Annotated in this window: 12 protein-coding genes and 1 pseudogene; 5 read left to right on the forward strand and 8 right to left on the reverse strand. The window is 60.4% G+C overall.

Annotated features, from left to right (window positions below):
* Positions 1-232: 232 nt before the first annotated feature.
* Positions 233-766, reverse strand: a complete 534-nt coding sequence (locus KHO33_RS06860) for a GNAT family N-acetyltransferase (RefSeq protein WP_054034695.1) — start codon at positions 764-766, stop codon at positions 233-235.
* Between the two features lie 1,162 nt (positions 767-1,928).
* On the opposite strand from KHO33_RS06860, the gene KHO33_RS06865 reads away from it, so the two are divergent.
* On the forward strand, positions 1,929-2,663 hold the full coding sequence (locus KHO33_RS06865; protein WP_054034603.1) for a Crp/Fnr family transcriptional regulator: 735 nt from the start codon (positions 1,929-1,931) through the stop codon (positions 2,661-2,663).
* A 387-nt stretch (positions 2,664-3,050) separates the two neighbouring features.
* On the opposite strand, the gene KHO33_RS06870 is transcribed toward KHO33_RS06865, so the two are convergent.
* Both KHO33_RS06870 and KHO33_RS06875 read right to left on the reverse strand, forming a co-directional pair.
* The gene (locus tag KHO33_RS06870; protein WP_054034604.1) at positions 3,051-3,995 is read right to left on the reverse strand and encodes a glycosyltransferase family 2 protein; all 945 of its coding nucleotides are present in this window, start codon (positions 3,993-3,995) and stop codon (positions 3,051-3,053) included.
* 204 nt (positions 3,996-4,199) lie between these two features.
* A pseudogene (locus KHO33_RS06875) lies at positions 4,200-4,455 on the reverse strand (hypothetical protein); the annotation flags it as partial.
* Between the two features lie 202 nt (positions 4,456-4,657).
* Between KHO33_RS06875 and KHO33_RS06880 the strand changes: the two are divergent.
* From KHO33_RS06880 to KHO33_RS06895, 4 genes are all read left to right on the forward strand, one after another.
* Positions 4,658-5,368: a 4'-phosphopantetheinyl transferase family protein gene (locus KHO33_RS06880; RefSeq protein WP_200564485.1), complete on the forward strand. Its 711-nt coding sequence runs from the start codon at positions 4,658-4,660 to the stop codon at positions 5,366-5,368.
* A gap of 549 nt (positions 5,369-5,917) precedes the next feature.
* Positions 5,918-15,805: a non-ribosomal peptide synthetase/type I polyketide synthase gene (locus KHO33_RS06885; RefSeq protein ID WP_236062559.1), complete on the forward strand. Its 9,888-nt coding sequence runs from the start codon at positions 5,918-5,920 to the stop codon at positions 15,803-15,805.
* A 3-nt stretch (positions 15,806-15,808) separates the two neighbouring features.
* The gene (locus KHO33_RS06890; RefSeq protein WP_200564483.1) at positions 15,809-18,139 is read left to right on the forward strand and encodes a condensation domain-containing protein; all 2,331 of its coding nucleotides are present in this window, start codon (positions 15,809-15,811) and stop codon (positions 18,137-18,139) included.
* Positions 18,140-18,280: 141 nt separating this feature from the next.
* Positions 18,281-19,507, forward strand: a complete 1,227-nt coding sequence (locus KHO33_RS06895) for an alpha/beta hydrolase family protein (protein ID WP_054034606.1) — start codon at positions 18,281-18,283, stop codon at positions 19,505-19,507.
* A gap of 42 nt (positions 19,508-19,549) precedes the next feature.
* Here KHO33_RS06895 and KHO33_RS06900 read toward each other — a convergent pair whose 3' ends face one another.
* The 5 genes from KHO33_RS06900 to KHO33_RS06920 form a co-directional block, all read right to left on the reverse strand.
* Positions 19,550-20,548, reverse strand: a complete 999-nt coding sequence (locus KHO33_RS06900) for a glycosyltransferase family 2 protein (protein WP_200564482.1) — start codon at positions 20,546-20,548, stop codon at positions 19,550-19,552.
* A gap of 401 nt (positions 20,549-20,949) precedes the next feature.
* Positions 20,950-21,807: a methyltransferase, TIGR04325 family gene (locus KHO33_RS06905; protein ID WP_054034608.1), complete on the reverse strand. Its 858-nt coding sequence runs from the start codon at positions 21,805-21,807 to the stop codon at positions 20,950-20,952.
* Between the two features lie 170 nt (positions 21,808-21,977).
* Positions 21,978-22,382, reverse strand: coding sequence for a hypothetical protein (locus KHO33_RS06910; protein ID WP_234475049.1), 405 nt, complete (start codon positions 22,380-22,382; stop codon positions 21,978-21,980).
* 238 nt (positions 22,383-22,620) lie between these two features.
* Positions 22,621-23,697: a glycosyltransferase gene (locus KHO33_RS06915; RefSeq protein ID WP_128576095.1), complete on the reverse strand. Its 1,077-nt coding sequence runs from the start codon at positions 23,695-23,697 to the stop codon at positions 22,621-22,623.
* A gap of 27 nt (positions 23,698-23,724) precedes the next feature.
* Positions 23,725-24,831 (reverse strand): glycosyltransferase family 4 protein, encoded by a 1,107-nt coding sequence (locus KHO33_RS06920; protein ID WP_054034610.1) that lies wholly within the window; start codon positions 24,829-24,831, stop codon positions 23,725-23,727.
* Positions 24,832-25,368 lie beyond the last annotated feature (537 nt).

Raw genomic sequence — 25,368 nt, forward strand, 5'->3', positions numbered from 1 at the left:
AGGTTGATTGGAGCATGCAGCAGCGGCTTATATCTGTTCGCACCCCAACACTGCCACGCTGGCGTAGCAGGCATTCATCGCCTTGAACGCCCAGCAAAGGCTTGTTGACGCAACGTTCACTCATCCATGGACCACGATCAGACATTTAAATTAGTCAATATTCCTAACCGACTGGACGGACCGTGAAGGGTGGTATCAGACGATGCGCCGGATGCCGGACAACCCAGCGAAGTTACCGTTTCTCAAACGTAGAAACGCCCGGCAATATGCCACGCTGGCGCCGCCCGCAGGCCAGCGGCGCGCGATCGCTACGCGCCCTGCATGTCAAACCGACGGATGGCGCTCCGTAGTCGAGGAACGGCCCTTCTACCTTGCGAAAGCCGAACTGTTCGTAGAAGGCACACAGGCTGACTGGTGCATTCACTCGTACAACGGTTCCTGGCCAGCGCTCCGCCGTCGCCCGTAGAACCCGCTCGATCAACAGCTCAGCCGTGCCGTCGCCGCGCCTCGCCGGACTTGTCAGCACCTTATCAAGCACCACTTGCGGGTATTCTTCATCGCCAGGCCGGACCCGTGCGTAAGCAATGATGGGCATCGGGCGAGAGATATCTTCGGCCGCAAAAATATGGAGTGCGCTTTCGTCGCGCCCGTCGGCATCGAGACACAAATGTGACTGTTCGACAACGAACACCGCGCTACGTGCGCGCATGATCAGATACAACTCACGTACCGTGCACTGTTCGAATTCGAGCGTTTTCCAGCTGATCACGATTTCCCCAGCGATTCGACAGAAGTTGGCCGTTGTTGGCCGTTGCCATGCACGCAAGGTACGCCGGCCAACCTGTCAAGCTCGGTGCGCAAGCGCACCGTCGCGAGCGCAACGTGAGCTTGAATGCCGGAGCAACGGAGTGATCAAGGTCGCATCGGCAACCCGCACGATCGGCCTCACGCCGCGCGGGAAACAGTGCATAAGTGCGACACTTCGCGATCCGGCCAACCGACAGCCTGGTCGCAAGCGTTTCATCTGCACAATCAAAGCGCCATTGCGCGCCACCACCCCGGCCTCACGGCGACGCCCGGAGCGACCGCTAGCGGCTGGCGGTTGGCGGCCGGGAACTAATCGTCGAAACAACGCGCGTTATGTGTCTCGCTCATATCGCGGACGCGCACTTTCGTGCTGCTGCAGACGGGGTCCGTTTGCCGCCGGGTTGTCCGGGAGCGATCCCAAGGGCGCCGTTTAACGCGGACGATACAGAAGCCGCACCTGAACGCGAGGTGGGCGGAATCAATCCTGACACACCGTTTTTCTGCCTCTGACGCTATCCGCCGGAGCGCCCAACTGCCCCGTAACGCGCATAAAACCTCGTTCTATACGTTTCGTTCCGGCCACCCCAAAAAGGTTGCGCAGACATCGAATAGCTCGCCAAAAATCGCTTCCGTGCGTCAACCCACTCAACCCGTGGAACACATCTGAATCATTTCTGAGTCATCCTGGACGAGCTGGCTTAATGCCCGTCCAGCTAGCGTCCAGCCGTTGATTCGCGCCGCGCCGCCACCTGTCTGACACGTGCTATCCCAATCCGATCAATGACTTGGACCAAGAAAATACCTTCGGCGCGGAACCGGGCTGGCGGGGGCCTGGTGCAGAACTGAAACAAAAACGCATATTTTGCAGCGCAACGCGTCATCGTCCGCTTCGCTGCGCCGCACCAGTGCTCGCTTCTGACCTCACTGGCACAATCCTCGCTAAATGAGAAGCGCAACACGAGCGCCAGCGTACATAACCCAAGACAACGTCGGCGCGCAAAGGCCATACGGGGCCCGCACTGCATATCCATAGCCGCTCGCCAGGCGGCAGCACGATACGGACGCAGCGACGGGTAGAAAATCAGGGAGCTGCCTCACGCGGCTCCGCGCGAGGACCGATCATGCTCACACTTCAATCCGATCTGCACGGCAATCATTTGCTTGGCGCACTGCCCTCCCACGAGTGGCAAGCAATGGCCCCTCATCTCGAACTCGTTCATCTGCGCACTGAGCAACTCCTGTGCGACTCCGGGCAACGAATCCATCACGTTTATTTTCCGACCACCGCCATCATCTCGATGTTGTCGACAATGGAAGACGGTAGCTCGGTCGAGATTGCTGCGGTTGGACGAGAAGGCATGACAGGCGTTCCGGTATTGACGGGTGGCGAAACCATGCCTAACCGCGTGCAGGTGCAAAGTGCCGGTTTCGCTTACCGTATGACCGCGCAAGCGCTCAGCCAGCAGTTCATGCGCTCCGACCTGGTGCGCCGCCTGATGATGCTCTACATGCATGCGCTGCTGACCCAGGTGGCACAGACAGCCGCTTGCAATCGCCATCACTCGCTGAACAAGCAGTTGTGCCGCTGGCTGCTGATCGAAATCGATCGCGTCGCCTCGAACGAGCTGACCGTCACGCAGCAATTGATCGCGGATATGCTTGGCGTACGCCGCGAGGGCATCACCGAAGCAGCGGGCAAGCTGCATGACGAAGGCCTGATTCATCACAGCCGCGGCCATATCAAGGTGCTCGACCGCAAGGCGCTGGAATCGCGCGCATGCGAATGTTATGGGCTCGTGAAGCGTGAGTTCGACCGGCTGCTGCCGCGCCTGCACCAGGCCGAGACGGTGAGCTAGGCGGCCACATTCGTCCTTCGTCAAGCGCCGCAGCGAAGCCGGCATCGTGCTTGTCGAATATTGACTTCAATATCTTTGCTTCGCAGAGGGACGCCCCTGTCCCTGGACGCAGCCATCAGGCGAGTACACGCTGCCGGAATGAACGTGTAACTGCCTGTTGGCCGCAATCGTCTTCGGCATGCCGGGTCTTCAGCCGCGCCGCTAAGCCACGTCCTTAAGCTACGTCCCTAAGCCACGCCCCTAAGCCACGTCGCAGCAATCCCACCAGGGCAATATCCGCAAATCCCGAAGATACTGCCAAGGCTCGCAATCGCGTAGAAGATGCGGTTGCTCCCGTCGAAAACGACCCGCAAACCATCAACTGAAACCGAACCGTGTTGCCGCGCGTCACGGCAGCGGTCGCTGCCTTGGAATCTGAATTTTCCGCCGCAACTGTTTTATTAAATTCACCCCGCCCCTGCCGATAATCAGCCGTACAAACAACAACATCCACCCCTTACTCGGAATTTTTATCTCTTTCAATATTATTCCGCCGACAATATTAAACCTTAAGAAAATATTCAGGTTCTTGTAAATCAAAACATTAAACACCAGCGAAGAAACATGCCCTCTTGACATGAATTTATTATATTTTTCAAAAAACACCAGACTTGGCTCACTATTAGCCTTCCCCGATATTCTATTGGCACCGCCACTCAGATAATACTCCACCAGAGGATCGTGCAAATATATGAATGCACAGCCAGCCATTTCAGCATTAATGGCAAAATCCCAATCCTGATGGCGACGCAAAGATCCATCGAAGCTAATTAACGGATACTGATGACGCCACATCATAATAGATGAAGTTTGAATATATCCTCCATCCAATAAAATGAAGTCAAGCATCGGTTGACCATCATATGGAGACCGGTTGCCCGGGATGCGTTGACTCCCGTCGGTTAGCATCACGTTACTGAACAACACCTTCACTTCATTCTCAGGAGGCTTGGGGCCGAACGCGGCGATGCACCGTTCGAGCTTGTTCGGGAGCCATCGGTCATCGGCGTCCAGAAAAGCAATCAGATCGCCGGTCGCTTCCTCAATGCCTTTGTTTCGGCACCACGCCGCCCCACGATTCACGGTCTCGCGAATCAGGCGCAATGCAATCCCATCTCCGCAATGACCCGGCAAGTCGAACTGCAAACCCGATGCATCATCTATAACAATAACTTCTCGCGGAACAACTGTTTGGCCAGATACTGACTCTATAGCCACCCAAAGCAAATCAGGGCTATTGTAGTGCGGAATTATCACACTAACATCACAGACATCGCCAAAATCACGCCCCATCCCACACCTCAGATATAAATTTTGAAAGATTCCTCACGCAAATAAAAAATTATCCAATTTCATCTCGCAGGCAGCTTAATTACATCTGCCATTCTAATATTTTACGAATAACACAATAAATTCTGTCAAATCGCTTTCCGTTACTGAATTGCGATCCCGTTCTTCTCGAACATGATGTTGCTGACACGGTTCTATGTCGGATTAAGCCCTCATATGCTGGTGGATCGACCAGCCCACCACCTGCCGGCTGAACAGGTCGATGGCGACGGTCAGGTACGCCAGGAAGGAAGTGTCCTTAGGGGAAAGCCAGCCCTCGGCCGTCGCCATGTAGGTGAAGTCGCCTGTCTGCCGCGGTGAAGTTGCGCGCCGGCAGATTCGGCGCGACCGGCAAGCCATGATTCGCATTCGTCGTCGCAACGTACTTGCGCTCGTTCGAGCCACGCAAGCCGTGCAGCGCCATCGCGTCAATCGGCGGTGCGATACGCTGTGACGGATCGTAAAACGGCTTCCCCGCCCCGTTCCGTGGGTTGCCCAACAATCCCGCGTAAATTGCGCCCGGCGGGTCGCGGTTGAAGGCTGATCGACATCAGGGGGCACGCCGCCCCCTGATGTCGATCCTGTAGAATCAGGCAGCCCCAGCGCCAGTCGAATCCAGGCTCTCAATGTCCTCTTCTCTCCTTACACCGCCGTCTGCGCAAGAAGTGCATGTCTGGCAGTGGGATCTCGATGTCTACAGTAGCGATGTTGACCAGTACTGGGAAATGCTATCGGCGCAAGAGCGCGAGCGCGCCGACAAATTCCGCTTCGAACGGCATCGCCGTCGCTTCGTGGCAGGACGCGGCGAACTCAGGCGGCTCCTCAGCCGCTATCTCGGGCTATCACCGCGGGAGGTCGCCCTTGCTTATGGTTCGGATGGCAAACCTTTCTGCACGAGCCAGCCTCCTGGGTGGAGGATCTGCTTCAACCTCAGTCACAGCGAGAATGCAGCAGCTCTCGCAATCTCGAGCGGTTTCGAGGTCGGCATCGACGTAGAACAAGTCCGCCCGATCGAGGAGAGTATGCCGCTCGACGTATTCTCCACCCGGGAGCGCGCGGAGTTTGCCGCGTTGCCGGATACAGAACGGCAAAATGTCTTCTTTGAAAGCTGGACGCGCAAAGAGGCCTGCTTGAAAGCGCTCGGCACCGGCTTTACCCTGCCGCCGGCCCATTTCGAGTTCGATCTTTCCATTCGCGGCGACACGGCACCCCGCTTCGTCGGCGGCAAGGCAGAGGAATCGACGCATTGGCGCATTTGCGCCCTGTCATCCAGTCCGACCTGTGCAGGAGCGGTAGCGGCCCGATGCACGGACTGGTCGATTGTCGAAAAGAATTGACGGACGGCGTCTGCGTCAGAGAAACGGCCCGCCCTGTCAAGGCGCCTCAGTAACCTGCACTGGCGCACATAGTTAGAACCGTATACGCCACAGCGCGCCACAACGCGCCACAACACATCTGCTTGCGCCATATCGAGCGGTTTGGCGCCATTCTCCTTCCGAAACGTCACGCGAATATCGCGTGCGGTCTGTCCTCCCGCCACCTTCCAGGTTTAAGCAAACGTGCCCGACACGCTCCGGGCGCGCGAACTCTTCGGGAGCGATGTGTTGTTGCATCGTTCGTGTGTGCGACGGCGTACGGATACGCAAGCCGCGGAAGATTAACTTCCACTTACAGCAAATTTCTCGCTTTAGGCACGGGCCTGGCGTGGATAGCCTCGTGCTGCTTGCGCCTCACGTGACCGGCCGCCGTTATGTGCACTCGCTGCGCGCTTATCGCGAGGCGTGGCTCAGTACAAGGCCTTCATCTAAATTATTGGAGATCGGCAAATGTCACACAGAGATGGATATTTAGGCGACTTGCCGAGCGGGCCCGGTCATGTACCTGGCGTGGCAGAGCGCTTCGATGCCGTATGTGCGGCGTTTGGCAATCATCTTGCTGCGATCGATACGACGGGTGAAGAAAGTTATGCTGCCCTCGGCGAACGTTCGGCCCGTCTTGCAACTGTCCTGTACCGCATGGGACTGGAGCGTGGCGAGCGCTGCGCCATCATGGTTCCGCGCAGCCGGGACACGCTGGCTTTGATCCTCGCGATCCTGCGTCTGGGAGCCGTCTATGTGCCGCTGGATCCGGCCTATCCCCGGGCGCAACTCGATTTCATCGTTGCCGATTGCTTGCCCAAGCTCATCGTCGCAGAAGGGGCCGCTCTCGCCAGCGTTGGCGACCTGAATGGAGCGCTGGTCGATCTGGCGGATCTCGTGGCATCGTCGGAGGCTGCTGATCCCGCTCTGCTCCAGGCGTGCGGTGGCGACGACCCTGCCTACATCATGTACACCTCCGGCTCGACCGGCAAACCCAAGGGCGTGATCGTGCCGCACCGCGCGATTCTGCGCCTGGTGCATGGCCAGACCTTCGCTGACCTGTCGGCGCAGACGCGCTTCCTCAACCTGGCGCCGCTCGCGTTCGATGCAAGTACGCTGGAGATCTGGGGGCCGCTGCTGAACGGTGGCTGTGCCGCTATCATCAACGAGGTTCAGCCTTCGCTCGACACCATCGCCTCTGAGATTGCGCGACTCGGCGTCACGAATGCCTGGTTCACGGCCGGCCTCTTCAATGCGCTCGCCGACTATCGGCTGGAAGCCTTTGTTCCGTTCAAGGAAGTGCTGACAGGCGGGGACGTGCTATCGCCGGTGCATGTACGCAAGGTCATCGAGGCCCATGCCGGGATACAGATCGTCAACGGCTACGGCCCGACCGAGAACACGACCTTCTCCTGCTGCTACCGCATTCCGCGCGGCGGCGAGGCCCTGGCAAATGGCGACGCGATTCCCATCGGCGACGCCATCGCGGGCACGCGCGTCTACATCCTGGACGATAAGTTTGCGCCTGTCGACGAGGGAGAAGTGGGTGAGCTCGTCGTGGGCGGTGACGGCGTTGCACTTGGCTACCTCAACCGCCCCGAACTGACGGCGGAGAAGTTCGTCGACGACGTCTTCACCCCCGGCGCCAAGCTCTACCGCACCGGTGACCTGGTCCGCCGGCGCCCGGACGGCGCCATTGATTTCCTGGGCCGCAACGATCGGCAAATCAAGATCGCCGGCAAACGCATCGAGCTCGATGAAGTCGAACATGCCCTGCGTGCGGCTCCCGGCGTAGCGGATGCGGCCGTGGCGGCGTTCGAGGGCCGCAGGGGGAAATCCATCGCCGGCTTCGTGAAGGCCGATGTGGCGGCTGCGGCCGTCCTGCTGGACGGAATACGCGCTTATCTCAAGGCTGCTTTGCCTGACTACATGATGCCGGCGGAGTTGCGAATCCTGCCGGCCTTTCCTCTGACACCGAATGGCAAGGTCGACCGCAAAGCCCTGCTTGCGGGGCTCGATACACCTGCCGCCGCACCGGCCGCACCCGAGCCGATGGACGACGACATCGCCGCAAAGCTGGCGGCTGTGTTCGAGGGACTCCTCGGCAACCCCGTCGATCGCCGGTCGAATTTCTTTGACCTTGGATTGCGCTCGCTGGATCTGATGAAGGCGCACGCCATCATCATGCGCGACGTGGCGGCCAAGGTTGCGCTGGTAGATCTGTTTCGCCATCCTAACGTCGAGGCGCTGGCCACGCATCTGCGTGCCACTCTCGGGGTGGTGAAGGATGAGGCAATCCGGCTGCGCCGGGACACGCAAGGCGGGGCTATCGCAGTCATCGGCATGTCAGGACGGTTTCCGGGCGCGCGCAATGTCTCCGAGTTCTGGGCCAACATCCTTGCGGGGCGAGACTGCATCACGCATTTCGACGTGACGGAACTGGAAGACAGTTTCGACGACGGCTCTCGCCGCGAAGAGCGTTACGTCAAGGCGAAGCCGATACTCTCTGACGTCGACCGCTTCGATGCCGGTTTTTTTGGGATGCTAGCGCGCGAAGCGGCACTGACCGACCCACAGCAGCGCCTTTTCCTCCAGATCGCCTGGGAGGCGTTCGAAGACGCCGGCTATGATCCGGCGACGATCGCCGGCGCCGTCGGGGTATTCGCCGGCACCTCGATGAATACCTACTTCCTCAAGCATGTCCTGTCCGATCGTGGCGTGATCGACGAGTTCACGAGCCAGTTTCAGATCGGCGAGTATCAAAAGCTGGTGGGGGCCGGTGATTTCGTCGCTACCCGCACCGCCTACAAGCTCGGCCTCACGGGGCCGGCCATATCGGTACAGACGGCATGCTCTACCTCGATGACCGCGATTGGCCTGGCCGTGGAGAACCTGCGATCGGGACGCTGTGACATGGCGCTGGCCGGCGGTGTGTCGGTCACCTTCCCGCAGAAGCGCGGCTACTTCTATGAGGAAGGCGGAATGGGCGCGCCCGATGGGGTTTGCCGCCCGTTTGATGCCGGGGCCAGCGGCACGGTGTTCGGTAGCGGCGCCGGCGTTGTCTTGCTGAAACGTCTCGAGGACGCTATCGCCGACGAGGATCCGATCTATGCCGTGATCCGTGGTGTCGGCATCAACAACGACGGCTCCGACAAGGTCGGCTTCACGGCTCCCAGCGTCGATGCTCAGGCCCGCGCCATTGCCATCGCACACGCCGAAGCCGACATTGATCCGGCCTCCATTGGCTATGTCGAGGCCCACGGTACGGCGACGCCGCTTGGAGACCCCATTGAATTCGCCGGCCTGGTGCAGGCGTTCCGCCTGGGCGGCGTCGAGGGCGGCCAGTTCTGTGCCCTCGGCTCGGCGAAGGCCAATGTCGGGCACCTTGACGCGGCGGCCGGCGTGACGGGTTTCATCGCGGCGTCACTCGCCTTGCGCGACCGTGTCTTGCCGCCGCTCCTGCATTTCCGTTCGCCCAATCCGGCCATCGACTCGGCTAACAGCCCGTTCTTTTTCAACGCGGCTGCGAGTCCCTGGGCCGATGGCCCCGCACCGCGTCGCGCTGGCGTGAGTTCCTTCGGCGTCGGCGGTACGAATGTCCATGTGGTGTTGGAGGAAGCGCCCTGCCGCGCCAACGCCGCCTGTGAGTCGCAAGAAGCGCCGCAAGAGGGACTGCAGATATTGCCGCTCTCGGCGCGGAGCGCGGCAGCGCTCGAACGCACCAAGGCCCATCTCGCCAGCCATCTGGCAGCCCATTCCGGTCTCTCGCTCGCCGACGTGGCCGCGACGCTGCAAACGGGCCGCCGCTCCTTCACCCACCGCGCCGTGGTCATCGCCGAGAGTCTCGATCAGGCTCAGGCGAAGCTCCAAAAGGGGGCCATCGAAGCCCAGGCCCCTCAGGTCACGCCCGCGGTGGTCTTTATGTTTCCCGGCCAGGGCGCCCAGTATCCGGGCATGGGCGAAGCGCTCTATCGCACCGAGCCGGTGTATCGCCAGTGGATCGATAAGGGTGCCGAAGCGCTGGCTCCGCATGTCGGACTCGATATCCGGACCCTGCTGTTCAGCGAGGTCCCGGAAAGCGACGACACGCCCCACCCCATCCGTTCGACGATCTACGCGCAGCCGGCCCTGTTCCTGGTCGAATATGCGCTGGCGCAGCTGTGGATCTCACGCGGCATCAAGCCGACGGCGATGATCGGCCACAGCGTCGGCGAACTGGTCGCAGCCTGCGTGGCCGAGGCGATCGCTTTCGAGGATGCGCTGTACCTGATCGCCCGGCGTGGCGCGCTCATGCAGTCGGCCGAACCGGGTGCGATGCTGGTCGTGCGTCTGTCGGAGGCCGATCTCGGGCCCATCCTGCCCGACGATGTCGACCTCGCTGCAGTCAATGCGCCGTCGCTCAGCGTAGTGGCGGGCCCCTTCGCGGCCATCGAGGCTTTCGAGGCCACGCTGAAGGCGAGCGATATCGAGCATCGACGTCTGCATACCTCGCATGCCTTCCACTCGCGCATGATGTCCGGCGTCGTTGAAGATCTTGCCCGGCTTGCGGACACCCTTTCTTTCGCCAGGCCGAAGATCCCGTACGTGTCCACCGTGACCGGCGAGTGGGCGGCGATGGATCAGCCGGTGCCCGGACGTTACTGGGCCAGTCATTGCCGCAACGTGGTGCGCTTCAGTGACGCACTGGCCACGGTGACAGCGCAGGACAAACCCCTTCTCCTCGAAATCGGCCCTGGCCGGACGCTGTCGACGTTTGCCATGCAGGGATTGCCCAAGGACCGATATCTGGGCGCGATTGCCTCCCTGCCTGATTTCGCGATACGCGAGCGGGAACTTTCCGTCCTCGCCGAGGCGACCGGGCGGTTGTGGCTGAACGGTGTCACGCCGAACTGGAAAACCGTCCAGGCCGAAGCCGCCCGCCGTGTCTCGCTACCGACCTATCCGTTCGAACCGGAACGGCATTGGATTGACGCCCCTGCAACTGCCTCTTCAAGCCACCCGACGACGGCCACGGCGGCGATTGCCGCTCCAGTCTCGTCCGACGCCATAACCCACATTGCCCAGACCGCCATGACCCAAGCCGTCCAAATCGACCGCAAACCGCGTCTCATTACCGAACTGGCGTCGCTTCTCACCGAGATGTCCGGCGAAGCGCCGGATACGTCCAATCCGGACGTGACCTTCTGGGATCTCGGATACGACTCTCTGTTCATGGGACAAGTCTCCCGGCAGTTGCGCCGCCGCTACGACGTCACGATCAGCTTCCGGCAGATCATGAGCGACTATCCGACGCTGCCCGCCCTGGCGCAGTTCCTCGATGGCGCTTTGCCGCCTGATCCGGAACCGCAGATCGCGCCGGCCGCAGCCGAGGCTTCGCCAGTTGCCGTTGCCGCATCAGCCGCTCCCATCGGCGCTGCGCCGGTCGCCGTTGCGGGACTGGCCGCCCCCATCATGGCCGCTACCCCGGCCACGGGCGACATCCAATCGGTATTCCGCGACCAGCTCGCTGCGATGCAGTCCCTGATGTCGCGTCAGCTCGAGGTGCTCCAGGGCGCGCCGCTAGCGCTCCAGCAGCCTGCAGCGGCAATCCAGGCCCCCGCTCCGAGCGCCGCGCTCGCGTCGGCCGCACCGGCCGCACCGGCCGCGGCTTCCGCGCAGCCCACCGGCCCCGAGATCAAGTTCGAGGAGAACCGGCCGACGCGCTTTAACGCGTACAAGCCTGGCGCTACAGGCTCGGCGCAGATCACCGATGCCCAGACGGCGTTCATCGCCGATCTGTCGGCTCGCTACTCGGCGAGGACGGCCACTTCCAAATCTCGTACGCAATCCTACCGTTCTGTGCTTGCCGATCCGCGTACCGCCAGCGGCTTCCGCGAGGAATGGAAGGAGCTTGTCTATCCCATCGTCGCCCAGCGCTCCAAGGGCTCGAAGATCTGGGATGTCGACGGCAATGAATATATCGATGTAGTCAACGGCTACGGTCAGACCGCGTTCGGCCATACGCCGGATTTCGTGGTGGAGGCGGTCAACGCGCAGATGGCGGAAGGCTTTGCCATCGGCCCGCAATCCCCGCTGGCAGGCGAGGTCGCCCAGATGTTCGCCGAGATGACCGGGCACGAGCGCGTCACCTTCTGCAATACCGGTTCGGAAGCCGTGATGGCAGCGATGCGTCTCGCGCGCACCGTGACAGGCAAGGAGAAGGTCGTCTGCTTCGACGGCGACTACCACGGCCAGTTCGACGAAGTCCTCGTCAAGCCGGGCAGCGAGGCCGGCGTGCCGCGTGCTTTCCCACTCGCGCCCGGCATCCCGCAGAGCTCCGTTGGCAACATGGTCGTGCTGCCCTACGCCAGGTCCGAAAGCCTCGAGTGGATCAAAGCCAATATCGACGATATCGCCGCTGTCCTGATCGAGCCTGTGCAGTCGCGCCATCCGAATCTGCGACCGAAGGAATTCGTGCAGCAACTGCGCGAAGTCACGGCAGCCAACGAGTCCGCCCTTATCGTCGACGAGGTCGTGACGGGCTTTCGCGTCCATCCGGCCGGCATGCAAGGCTATTGGGGTATCAAGGGCGACATGGCGACCTACGGCAAGGTGGTCGGCGGCGGCCTGCCCGTCGGCGTGCTCGCCGGCAGCGCGCAGTTCATGGATGCGCTCGACGGTGGCCAGTGGCAATTCGGCGACGCCTCGGTTCCCGAAGTCCCGCCGACCTTCTTCGCCGGCACTTTCGTGCGCCATCCCGTGGTGCTGGCGGCGATGAAAGCCGTCCTCCTGCACCTCAAGGAGGCAGGCCCGGCGCTGCAGGAATCGCTTGGCGCCCGCATGAACGGCCTCGTCCAACGCATCAATGCCCATCTGGAGAAAGTCGGCATCGCCACGCGGGCGGAATCCTTCTCGAGCTGGTTCTATATCAGTTTTGCAGGCGAAGACCGCCTGGGCAGTCTGTTCTATGCCTATATGCGCTACCTCGGCGTCCACATCATGGAAGGCTTCCCGTGCTTCCTGACGACCAGCCATTCGGATGAGGACATCCGCAAGATCGGCGATGCCTTCGTCGAAAGTATTTCCGCACTCCAAAGCGTAGGTATTCTCGGCGGCACGAAGGACGCCCTCGCTTTGACACCGCCGGCCGAACAGAAGCCCCTCGTGGAGTCTCCGCTCACCGAGCCTCAGAAAGAAATCTGGATGTCGGCTCAACTGGGCAATGAAGCATCGCTCGCGTTCAATGAGTCCTTCACCCTCGAGCTCACGGGCCACTTGAACGAGGCCGCTTTCGAACGCGCCTTCGCGGCGACGATTGCCCGCCACGATGCGTTGCGCGCTCGCTTCTCACGCGTCGGCGACAAGATGTTCGCGGATGCTGCGACTACCGTTCCGCTGGAAAAGATCGACCTTTCCGGCCACCCCGATGCGACCGGAGAACTTCAGACCTTCATCGATGCGGAAGCGCGTGAGGTCTTCGATCTCACTCGTGCTCCGCTAGTGAGCGCCGCGCTGGTGCGTCTGGAAGCCCAGAAGTGGGCCTTCGTCTTCACCGCGCATCACATCGTTTGCGACGGATGGTCGATCAACATCATCCTGCGCGACCTGGGCGCCCTCTACGCGGCCGGGATTTCGGGCAAGGAGCCCGAGCTCGACGAGGTGCAGAGTTTTCTCGCTTTCGCCAAGGCGCAGGATGAGGCCGGTGTCGACAAGGAGACGCGCGACTTCTGGCTGAACCTCCATCGCGACCCCGCGCCGCAGCTCGACTTGCCCGGCGACCGCCCGCGCCCGGAGTTCAAGAGCTTCCGCGGCGCCTCGACCACACGCCAGCTGGGTGCCAATCTTCTCAAGCAGGTAAAAGCCGCTTCGTCGAAGCAGGGCTGCTCGCTGTTTGCCACCCTGTTAGGCGCCTTCCAGGTGTTGTTTGGCCGTCTATCCGGCAATGACGATGTCGTCGTCGCCGCCCCGATGGCCGGCCAGTCTCAAGCCGGCGAAGCGCTTCTGGTCGGGCACTGCGTCAATTTCCTGCCACTGCGAGTCAAGTTCGACCGCAACCAGCCATTCGCCGCGCACATGAAGGCAGTGCGTGATCATGTCTTCGACGCCGGTGACCGGCAGAACTACACCTATGGCGCGCTGGTGCGCGATCTCGGTATCAAGCGCGATTTCAATCGACTGCCGCTGACCGATCTGCAGTTCAATCTGGAGAAGGTCGACGAACTGCTCGACATGGCCGGCGTGGCCACGCACTTTACGCCGAACGCGAAGGCCTACAGCAACTTCGATCTGTTCCTGAACGTGATCGAATCGCCCCAGGGTCTTCGTCTGGATTGCGACTTCAACACCGACGTCTATGACGAGTCGACGGTCGGGCGTTGGCTCGGCTACTACGAAACCTTGCTTGCGGCGATCGCCCACGATGCCACGACGCCGGTTGCGGCACTCCCTCTGTTGAGCGAAACCGAGATTCACCACCTTCGCGACGAGCTGAATGCGTCCCAGCGTGACTACGATCTCTCGCAGACGGTCCCGGCGATGATCGCCGCGCAGGCCCGCCAAACCCCCGATACGACGGCCGTGTCGGATGAGGCGGAGAGCCTCGCCTATCGCGAGCTCGATGCACGCGCCAGCCAGATCGCCCGCAGGCTCGTGGCAGCGGGTATAGCGCCGCGCGGACGCGTCGCCATTGCGATGGACCGCACTGCGATGACCGTGGCTGCCATGATTGGCGTGTGGCGCGCCGGTTGCGCGTATGTGCCCCTCGACATGACGATGCCCCCTGCGCGCCTGCGCCAGATCCTCGATGGTGCTGACATCGCCGCCATCCTCAGCGATGCAGGAAGCCGGACGGTGCTGGAACCGGGTGAACATCGCGTGCTGGAACTGGAGGCTCTCCTTGAGGAGTGCGACGACGATGAGGACAGCGGCGACGAGGCCGTGACTTTGCCCGTCGTGTCGGATGCAGATTCGGCCTACGTCATCTTCACTTCGGGCTCGACGGGCCAGCCCAAGGGTGTGGAGATCGGCCATCGCGCGCTGAGCAACTTCCTGTTGTCGATGGCACAAGCGCCGGGGTTTACGGCGAGAGACCGCGTCGTCGCTGTCACCACGTTCTCCTTCGATATTTCCGGCCTCGAGCTGTTCCTGCCGCTCATCGTCGGTGGGCAGACCTTCATCGCAGGCCATGCCGAGGTGCGCACCGGCTACGAGTTGGTGACCCGGCTGAAGGACGAGGCCGCCACCGTTCTCCAGGCCACGCCATCGCTGTGGCGCATGCTGCTGGAGGCCGGCTTCAAGGCACCGAAGGGCTTCAAGATCCTTTGCGGCGGTGAGCCGTTGCCGCGCGATCTCGCCGACGATCTGCTGGCGACCGGCGCTCAGGTGTGGAACCTCTATGGCCCGACGGAGACAACGATCTGGTCTTCTGCCTTGCGTGTTGTTGCGAACGGGCCCGTGGTCATCGGCGCCCCCATCGCCAATACGGACCTGCATGTGCTGACCGACGACCTGCATCTGGCGCCCGAAGGTGTCAGCGGCGAACTGTGGATTGGCGGCGAAGGCCTGGCAAAGGGCTATTTCAACCGTCCCGATCTCACCGATGCCGCTTTCAGGCCGGTTGCCATCGAGGGTGCTGCGCCGCGCCGGCTCTACCGCACCGGCGATCTTGCCAAGCGGCTTGCCGACGGCTCGCTGCTACACCTCGGCCGTCGCGACCAGCAGATCAAACTGCGCGGCTTCCGCATCGAGATCGAGGATATCGAGGCAGCCTTGCGTAAGGCGCCCGGCGTTGCTGCGGCTGCCGTCGCCTTGCATACCGTCAACGACAGTCCTCGCCTCGTGGGCTATATCGTCGAGACTGCCTTTGACAAGACCGACCAGGGAGCGATCGCGGCGCATGTTGCCGGGCAATTGCCGGCCTACATGGTGCCGACCCTGTGGATGACGCTCGACGCGCTGCCGCAGACCAGCAATGGCAAGCTCGACCGTAAAGCCCTGCCCGTGCCGACACCGGACATGGTGGCCACACCTGTCCGTCAGCCGCACGCCGCTCTCACGGTGGTTCCGCAGGCGTCCATGCCGGCCGGATCAGTGGCCACGCCGATCGAACTACCGGCCGTGCCGGCCGAAGCAGCAACCGTGACGCCGACTCAGGCCACCATCGCGGCGATCTGGGGGGAAGTGCTCGGCTTGCAGCATATCGGCATCGACCAGCAGTTCTTCAGCCTCGGCGCAGACAGCCTCCAGCTGTTCCGCATCGTTGCACGAATGAACGAGCGCGGATTGGGTGTGGATGCCCGTCAACTCATGAAGAACGTTACGATCGCCGAATTGGCGGCGAGCCTTGACGGCACGCAGGAGAACGAACTGATGGAGGCTCCCGCTGTAGCCCGGCCATCGATCCTCAACTTCAAACGCAGAATTGCCGAAGGGGCCTGAGCGATGAACGGGATAGCCTTGGATATCGCCCCGACTCACGAGATCGAAGCCGGCTACGCCCTGTTCCCGGCGACCGCCTGCCAGGTACGGTTCTGGCATGAGCAGAAGGCGTCGCCGAAGGCCTCCGCCCTCAACATCGCCTTCCGGCTGCAATTGTCGGGTCCGCTCGATGCCGCGAGCATCGAACAGGTGCTCGGCGAACTGGTCGCGCGACACGAGATATTGCGTACCCGTTTCGTGATGACGGGTGCAGGGCTACGCCAGCAGGTCTGGAGCCATGCTCCTTTTCGGCTCGAAGTGGTCGACCTCACCGGTTTGGAGGAAAAGGCCGGCGTAGCCGAGGCCGAGCGTGTCGGTGGAGAGCAGGCTCGCACGCCCTTCGAATTGTCGTCCCCCTCCTTCTTCCGGGCCGTATGGTTGCCCAGGTCGACCACGCAGGGTGAATTGCAACTGACCTTCCATTCGCTTGTCATGGACGGCTGGTCCTTCGCAATCCTCGTGCGTGAACTGGTGGAAGGACTCGCCGCATTACATGCCGGCCATGATCCCGAATTCCCCGATGTCGACCTTCACCATGGCGACTACGCGCTGTGGAAGGAAGAGTTCCTTGCCAGCGGTGCGCTCGATCGCGCGCGCACCCATTGGCGCCAGGAGCTTCAGGATTTCAGCCGCTTCGACGTTCCCGGCGATCGTCCCCGGTCGCAGGAGCGACGCTTCCAGGGCGTCATTCGCTCCATTCTGTTGCCCAGCGCGCTTAGCGACCGCCTGATTGCGGCTGCCAAGGCCCAAGGCGTCACCCTGTTCAGCGTTGCGGCCGCCGGCCTCGCGATGGCGCTGCAAACGGCAACCGGCCAGATCCGTGTAGCCATGGGCACCCAGATGTCGGTGCGGGATCAGCAGGAACTCGAGGGGGTGGTCGGACCGCTCATCAACACGGTGATACTTCGCCTCGACGTTCCTCGAAACAGCACCATTGCCTCCGTCACAGCGCAGTGCGGTGCAAAGCTCAGCGACGCCATCGAACATCTCCACTTGCCGTTCGAAGAGATGATGGAAATGGTGGGTGAGGTTTCCGACGGGGATCGCCCGCCGCTATGCTCGGTCAATTTCGCCCTGCAGCAAAGCTTCGTCGGCGGGGGCGATGAGGTTCGCCGGCAGGATTTCGCCGCGACGACCTCGCCTTCCTTCAACGCAGGCGCGCTCTACGACCTCAACTTCTTTATGGTGCGGCGCCCGCAAGGCTGGCGCATCTCCTGTGAAGGCGACACGGACCTTTACGACGTCGAGACGATCGACCGGCATCTGGCCAAGTGGCGCGAGATGCTGGAAGCCGTTGAAATCGTGGCGCAGCGGCCGCCGGCGACCGCTGCCGCGAGAGGCACGGCGCAAGTCGCGGGAGGCGTCGGCGTCAGCGGTTTCATGAGTCAGGCTGAGCTGGAGGCAAAAGCACGCAATATCGTTCGATTCAACGAGGATGCGCCTGGAACGCCCATCATCGCGCTCAACAACGTGGCGGTACTCTTCGGACTGGCTCAGCAAATCGGCTCCGATCGGCCGATCGTCGACATCTCTATGGTGCCGGAAGGAGCCCCGCGCGAGTTCCCGCAGCGTGCTTTCCAGGATATCTCCGCGGACGCCGTGCGGCTGATCAGGCTGGCCCGGCCAAGAGGCCCCTATATCCTCATGGGGCACTGCGTGCTGGGCGCGATGGCACTGGAGGCGGCACATCAGCTACGGCGCGAAGGCGAAACGGTGGAGCTCGTCATCCTCAACGATTCCTGGTGCCCCGGTTATCGCGAGTTGATGCCTTGGTACGACCGGCAGTTGCGCAAGATGCAGGTGCGTGCGGACAACATCCCGCGCGACTTCCGCAAGGCAATGCGGGGCGAGACATCCATGGTCTCCTTCCTCAAGCAGTATCGGATCGTTCGCTGGCTCGGTATTGCAGACCTTGCTCTCAAACTCGGCCTGATCAGGGGCGATGCTTCCGAGCATATGGTTTCCGAGAATCGCTGGTACATCGAATATCTGCTGGCTCAGCAGGCGCGGTACCGTCCGGCTCCCTATGACGGCGACGTCCAGATCTTCCGCAGCGGCCAGGTGCTCAACGGACGCCTGTTCGCCTGGGACCTGGGATGGCATCAGGCGATAACGGGCAAACTGGTTGTCACCGAGATTCCGGGCATGCACGACCAGATTTTCCGCTCGGCCGGCGCCGCTGTCATCGGCAAGCAACTGCGTGAGCGCCTGGCCGGAATCGAAGCTAACGGGGTTGAAACCAGCCCTGACGAGCAGGACGGTCCGACAACATTCCTGAGCCGTGCCGAGGCTTAGATCCGCGATGCATACCATACATTTCGGATCTGATTGGATAAGGCGGTTGGGCTATGTCGCGTTTGCGTAGCGTGTTACTTCCCTGGAATCGACACGGACACGTCCCTTTCCCCAGCTTCCTGACAGTGACGAGGCATCCGCATGATTTCTGCAGCGCCTTCTTCCTGGGCTCTTGCCGCTTCCAGTCTTGTCGCGCTCGTGGTCGCGGCGGTGATTGGCGTCGCCTGGTATGCAGGGCTTGTCGACCCGAAGGAAATGATCCGTGCCGTGATGTTCCTCGACACAGACAGGCCCCGGTTGGAGGGGCCCTATGCCGTCGGCTTCGCCAGTGTTGATGTGAAAACGGGGAGCGACGGCCCTTCGCTTCCGGTCGATATCTGGTACCCCGCGCAGGTGCCCGGCGATGGCATTGGGCGCTCAATTCTGCAGTGGATCGCAGCAGTCGGACATCCTACCTCGCCGCCGTTCACGCGAAATGGAAAGCTGTCCGACGCCCGTGCCAAGTATCCACTCATCATTTACTTTCCATCATGGTTCGGTGTTCGCCAACAGAGCACATTTACGCCCGCAAATTTGGCGAGCCATGGTTTCGTCGTCGCTACGGTGGACGACATCGTGCACGCCCCTCGTCTTCCCGGACGAGAGGGCGAAGCTCAGGCATCGGAGATCCCCGGCGATTCGATGGAAAGCTTCGAGGCTTATCGCCCTGTCGCAGCCCTCCGGGCTGAACTGGCGGCGAAATCGGGCTCTGCCATCATCGACTCATTTCAGAATATTCCGGTGTTTGGACAACGTGTGGATATGGCGAAGGTCGGTGCCGTCGGGTTCTCGTTCGGGGGCGCGACGGCAGCGCAGATGAGTAGCGACGATCGACGCATCAAGGCCGTCGTGAATTTTGACGGCTCCTTGTATGGGCGCCCTGAACGCGGCAATGTCGAGGTGCCTTACATGATGTTCTATAGTGGCTGGACCTATCCGACTTGCGAGGAACTCCTGCATAGTGACTTCGCCACGCGGATCAACTCGGTGCTGACGGTCGAGTCAGTTGCGCACCAGATTCGCCAGGCCACGCTCCCGAACAACTGGACCTTCACGGTAAAGGGTACGGTACATGATGATTTCGCGGACAAGCTCGCGAAGCCCCCATGGAAGGCCGCATTCGACAAAACTGCAATCAACAGGGCGAAGACCTGGTCCGAAATCAATCGCTATGTTGTTGCATTCTTCACCCGCTTTTTGCTAGGCGAGAATCAGCCTTTGTTGACGGAGCCAGCCCCGTTCGCAGAAATACGGCCCTTCATGGAGAACCAGGCGCCGCCACAAGACCGGGCATCGGCCACTGGTTCCACACAATCCCGCTGTCCTTAGATCACAACGCGTTTTTTGCGCGTCTGGTCGACCAGAGTTGATCTATTCGACGCCGACTCCGGCCATGGCTTTGCCACGCCGGTATATTGAGGCGACATCCTCTGCTCGTTCGAAACCAACGAAACGCGACAATGCCTTGAGATAGGATGGACTTAAGGGCAGGAAGCGTCCGAACATCTGGTCGAGTTGTGCGAGGCGGGTCCGGAACGCCCCGATATCGTATCGATACAACAGCCGCATGTATGACGAGAGGCGTTGCTTGAGCATTTCCTGATCGTCCTCCGAAAGCATGTCTAAAGAATGCCGATGTCCCTCAGTGATCCTGAAGAAGTTCTCCATATATTGTTCTGTGAGGTCTATGGCGTTGTAGCGCGCTCCCCGGAGCCCAAGACGGCGGTGTCGTTGCTGTCTCCACGCGAAGAGCGGGTCTGCGCTCTCCACCGTCAAAACCTTTGCGCCTTTTTTCGCGAGCTTTAGCAGAAAGTCCTGGTCCTCATCTACCTTGAGATTCTCGTCGAAGCCGGCCACATCCGCGATCCATCGTCTTCTGAATACGCTCTGGCCCAAATGTATTAGAGGTCCCTTGGCGAGAATTTCCAGTTCGGTCGGCTGTGAAGAAAACGCTGAGCACTCGGCGAGGCGGACCCTTCGCGCAGCATCGAGTTCGACGACGACCTCTTCCCATCGCGACATCACATAGGCGACACCCGGATCAGCAGTCCGGCAGGCGATCGACTGAAGCTGCAGTTTTGTAGGAGCCAGGAAATCGTCGGCATCCAGAAACTGAATCCAGTCTGCTGTCGTCGATTGCCATCCCAGGTTTCGGGCAGCACTAACCCCCTTGTTGGGCTGCGTGAGAATCGTCCACCGATGGCGGCAACCCTCGAGGTGCTCCCGAGCCTTCGAGACGGTATCGTCCGATGAGCCGTCATCGACGATCAGGATTTCAACCTCGTCATGCGTCTGTGACGTTACCGTCTGCAACGTAGTGTCGACATACGCAGAGGCGTTGTAGCAAGGAATGACGATGGCGATTTGCAACGATGCCCCCCATTGATGGATAACTTACGATCTCATCGCACCAGGATTTGCGAGAGAGTGCGAAGTGTCAGTTCGCGGTCCTCAAAAGTAACGATCCACCGTCAGAGCCGGTGGCTTTCGATGGCTTGCCCCTCAAAGGGGCCTGTTCGCCATCTGTAAAAGGCAGCAACGTCAGCCGGAACAGCGGCTGACTGCTTCGGCTGTAGCGTGGCGGCTGCACGACCCCGCCCAACCCTTCACGATTAAACGGCTGAAGCCGTCCGCCCTTACATCCCCGCCATAAACGACCGGGTCTTTCGGGCGACTTGATAAATCCAGGCAGATTCCCTGCGCATTGCCTGTACCTACTATCGCGCCTCTCGGGTAGATGTGCGTTCACGAACATCCCCTTCCACGTCCGGCTACAGCTGTTCAAGCCATAGGCCTGTATAAGCTCCTACACTCGAGGAGGGGCGATCTACGACGGTGAGCCCGAGTTCTGCCGCCTGCCATTCACCCAGCACCTCGTAGCCGAGGCGCTTGAAATCAGCAACGAGTTTCGAACGGTTGTAAACCTTGCAAGCGACACGAATCATTCCCGCATAATCTTGAACGACAGCGAATTCTGGACCCTCTGTCAGCGGTGATCGATTTATCAGGATATATTTTGGACGTTGTTTGATATTTTCAATGAACTCCGGCAATGGTTTGTCGAAGTAGTGAAGAGCCCCGCTCACAATCAATAAATCAAGGCCTTCGGCCTGCTGCAGGTCATCGGTAAATTGAAGGTTGTCTACGTTCTTCTCGCTGGCCAATGCCCGCCCGCGCAGGATATTATCGGGCAGATCGTACACAGTCCAGATTGCGTCCGGTCTCAGGGGCAAATAATCTCGATAGCGATAGTAAAGATTGCCAACATTGCCACCCATATCGAATATCTTTTTTATGCAAGGGATCCGGTCGCGGAGGTAATAGAAGGCGGCGTAGTCACTGGGTTTGGCCACGCGGTTGAGCTCGAACTGGTTGAGCTCGAACTGCAAGGCCGAATTTACGGGATGTTCATGGCCTCCTTTCGCATAGGGCCTGACTGCCCTTTCGGCTTCGTCAAGCGTTCGAAAGCTGCGTCTGTATCCCAGCATCCATCTGAAAATCGCGGCTCCTGAGCGAGTGCGTTCGATTCCTTCTATCAATCGGCGGCTATAACCGATCGTTCCGAGAACCCTGAAAACCTTCGCGGTTCTGACGATTTGCATATCGCGCAGCCTGATCTTCGCTTCCATTGATAGACTCCAATGCCAACATGTGCTCGCCGCTCGTAACCAGACGTCTTCCGTGCGCGAAAGTCATCGCGACACACGACCAGATTCGACAAGCCAAGCCAAGTCATCCATCTGGTGTAGAGTGTTGCCGATCTTCGCCCTGGCGAATGTTCGGCGTCGCTCATGCCACGCTACTTCGATAAGGATGCCGGCATTGCCAGGGCCGATCGCGCGCTTGCAGCGAAGCTGGGTTGCAGAAAGCCGATGACCTCGGCATCCGTGATCGGTTTGAGATGCAATCCGAATGCGGCATTCAGGGAAGTGACAAGGTGCTGTGCCCAAGGGGTATTCCAGACCACGCCGCAGTGACCGTCGGCAACGAGAGCGTTGTGCGGATCGTCGCCGGATGTATTGGTGACGGCCCAGCCAGGCGACAGATGCAATGTCTTGTAAAGCGGACGACCTCGGTCGTCACGTTCGCCCCACAGGCTCCTGAACATAGCGCGATCGTCGAGAAAGTAGACATGGCGATCCGCCGCGGCCAGTTTGTGCAAGCCATTGTCAAAGAGATCGAGGCCGGCGTCGATGTTGGTCATCTCCCTGGCCGATTGCCAATTGTCGAACTTATCGAGCGAGCGCTCGAAGCATGGCGGCATTGCGAACTGTCCAGGTTCCGCGCGTCGCGCCCCACCTGTCCTGTCATCTCACACATTGCCGACGCAATCTTTCGACGTTCACTCTGTGTCGGACAATGGCGTTCTGAACTGCGCCTACCGCCCGGACCGGTTTCAGGCTCACACACGCCACGCGCCGTGGCCAGCACGAGCGAGTGACTCAGCCAATCCTGTCAATCAGTTCTCTCCAGCTGGCGAGGATGGGTTCACGGGCAAATTTACGGAGATGCGTGTGGGCCTGGGAAATTCGGCGGCTTCGCTCCTCGCCCGACATTACGGCTAGCGACCTCATACCAGTCACGATGGATTTCCGATCAAGCGGATCGGCGTCCAGCATGGCTTTGCCCCCGATTTCCGTCAATATGCTGGAACTGGATACGAGGCACGGCAAGTCGTGCTCTATCGCCTCGATAACTGGCATCCCGAACCCTTCCAAAAGACTCATGAGCACGAACCCGGATGCGTTACGGTAGAGCCAACGAAGCTCATCGTCACTCGTGTAACCCGGCAACACGACACCCGGAGTCCGCTTCGCGAGTTCGACAGCGGTACTGGCGCCAGGCTCGCCCCCACCGACAATGACATACTGCCACCCTTCCTCCGCAAGCCCGCTTGCCGCGAATGCCTCGATACAAGAGGCTTGATTCTTACGGTCACCGATACTCCCCACCGTCAGGAGGAAAGGGCGCGAAATGCCATCCACCGGACACCCATCACCTTCCTTCGCGCCCAATCGCGTCGGAATGTAGATGACATTGGAGGAGGCATATTCGTTACCGTACAGCCTGTGAAATTCCCGCTGAGAAGTCTTGCTGACAAATACCATGTGGGGCTTGATTCGCTGGATCTGATCATAGGCCCGCAAATACAACTCATCCACGCCCGGTGCGAAGTATTGGGGATGCGTGATCGGACCGACATCATGGCAGAGCACAATATCGCGTGCCTCTAACCGATGACGCACAACGCTGACTGGGTCGAGATGCAGCGTAGGACGAGGGTCGCGGATGACCGGGAAAAGCGAAATCAGCCATGACCAATATACTCTCGCCATTGTTTCTTTGTGAGTCAGGCGACCCGCGACACGGCGCACGAAATCACTGCGCGGAAATCCGTGAAGTCGCCCATAGCGGACCCTGGCAACTCGACTGCCGAGCGACGAAATAATATCGTTTCCCAAAAAAAATTTCCCGGTACGATCATTGAGTGCCAGCGAGAAATCAACATCAACAGACATCGCGTATCCCCTGTATCTTTTTCCAGATTAGCGGGTCACAGCTTTCACAGTCTCGACCAGGTTGCGCGCCGCCCGTTTCCAGGTGAAGCCGCCAGCCTGCCGACGTCCGGCGGATATTAGCGATTGCCGCGTTGCTTCGTCGTCGAGCGCCGTTAGAATATTCAGACGCCACGCGTCCGGACTGAAAGGGTCCGCATAGAGCGCGGCCTCGCCGCAAACCTCCGGAAGCGCGCCAAACGGCGCGGCTATCACCGGGCAGCCCAGTGCCATCGCCTCCAATGGCGGCAAACCAAACCCTTCCGTTAGCGAAGGAAAGGCAAGCGCGCCGGCATTGGCCATCAGCCCCACGAGCTCCGGATCGGTAATCCGGCCTGCGAATCGCACATTGGGAGGCACGACATGCCCGAGATTTTCGAAATCGGCTTGCGTGGCGCCACCGAACAGCACGAGCTCGACGCCATTCAGTTCCGCACCGGCGAACGCCTTGAACAGGACGCCGATATTCTTGTGCTTCTGGGTGTTCGCGAGCGCGAGCACATAGCGCCGCGGCTTGAGGCTCAATGCCGCAAGCTGCCCTTCGTCGGGTTGAACCTGCAGAACATGATCGCAACCGTTGTAGACGACGACGATCTTGTCGGCACTGGCAATGCCATAGCGTACGAGTTCTCTTTTGGAGAATTCCGAAACGGTAAGGATGATCTTGTGCCGCTTGCCGATGAAAAAAAAGAGAAACTTGTACCACAAGCGAAAACGCAGGGAATAGGATTCGGGTGCAGAATACACTTGGGCGTCGTGGATCATCGTCGCCGAATCGCGATGCAACAGCGGGCCGAGATTGCAGAGGTTGAGAATAAAGTCCTTTCTGCGAGCCAAGGGAAAATAGCATTGTTCCCACGCGATTCTGTGTATCCTGCGAACCCAGGGATTCTCGCGAACGCACGAAATATTGCGGTAAGGCGGGACCTCGACGCTGTCTCTGACTACGACGGCATAATCAACGTCGTTACCGGCTTGCCCGGCAATCAAGGCATCAGTTGCGGCGACGAGTTGCTCGGCAACCCTGTGCACGCCCGTCGGCGCTGCCCCGAAGAACTTGCCGTTGAACGCTATCGTCTTCGATGCGATCGTTTTCATAGCTTTCCCGCACGCTCACGCGTGAATATTCTTCGCACAAAGTCCCAGAAGCCAATGAGATTGCCGCTCAAACGGTCCAGACGATCGCCTCAAAGCGCCGGCGCGATACTGCGCACGATGTCGCTGGCGACGTTACGCAGGACAACGCAGTTTTCTCTGACAGGTAGGGTATCGGTGTATCGAACACGGCACTGCTGCCTAACGCACGCAAGCGCACGCAAGCGCACGCAAGCACACGCGCATACCGGGTAAGCCCGCGCGCTACCGGTTTCCATGGCAATCATGCGCTTGCCCAAAACTTGACCGGACAGCTCCAGCCGATACGCCGGCCTTCCGCAGTCTCGTGGCAAGTTGATCGCCGGAACTGATGCCGATACCTTGTCTGGTCAGCGCTTACCGATGAACGCCCTCAAAGAAAAGGCCCTCTGACCTTGCCCCTGTTTAGCGAATCCCATAGCTGAGAGATTTATGCGGCTCGTCCCTGTTGAGCGGCGAACCAGTTTTTCTCGAACGTCATGGGGCTGACGTAGTCGAGCG

The organism is Paraburkholderia nemoris (assembly GCF_905221015.1).
Taxonomy (GTDB): Bacteria; Pseudomonadota; Gammaproteobacteria; order Burkholderiales; family Burkholderiaceae; genus Paraburkholderia; species Paraburkholderia nemoris.

Excerpts from the sequence above, each read along its gene's own strand:
- KHO33_RS06895 (WP_054034606.1), top strand. The coding sequence starts at position 18,281 with ATGATTTCTGCAGCGCCTTCTTCCTGGGCTCTTGCCGCTTCCAGTCTT.
- KHO33_RS06890 (WP_200564483.1), top strand. The coding sequence starts at position 15,809 with ATGAACGGGATAGCCTTGGATATCGCCCCGACTCACGAGATCGAAGCC.
- KHO33_RS06905 (WP_054034608.1), bottom strand. The coding sequence starts at position 21,807 with ATGGAAGCGAAGATCAGGCTGCGCGATATGCAAATCGTCAGAACCGCG.
- KHO33_RS06865 (WP_054034603.1), top strand. The coding sequence starts at position 1,929 with ATGCTCACACTTCAATCCGATCTGCACGGCAATCATTTGCTTGGCGCA.
- KHO33_RS06910 (WP_234475049.1), bottom strand. The coding sequence starts at position 22,382 with ATGACCAACATCGACGCCGGCCTCGATCTCTTTGACAATGGCTTGCAC.
- KHO33_RS06915 (WP_128576095.1), bottom strand. The coding sequence starts at position 23,697 with ATGTCTGTTGATGTTGATTTCTCGCTGGCACTCAATGATCGTACCGGG.
- KHO33_RS06880 (WP_200564485.1), top strand. The coding sequence starts at position 4,658 with ATGTCCTCTTCTCTCCTTACACCGCCGTCTGCGCAAGAAGTGCATGTC.
- KHO33_RS06920 (WP_054034610.1), bottom strand. The coding sequence starts at position 24,831 with ATGAAAACGATCGCATCGAAGACGATAGCGTTCAACGGCAAGTTCTTC.
- KHO33_RS06870 (WP_054034604.1), bottom strand. The coding sequence starts at position 3,995 with ATGGGGCGTGATTTTGGCGATGTCTGTGATGTTAGTGTGATAATTCCG.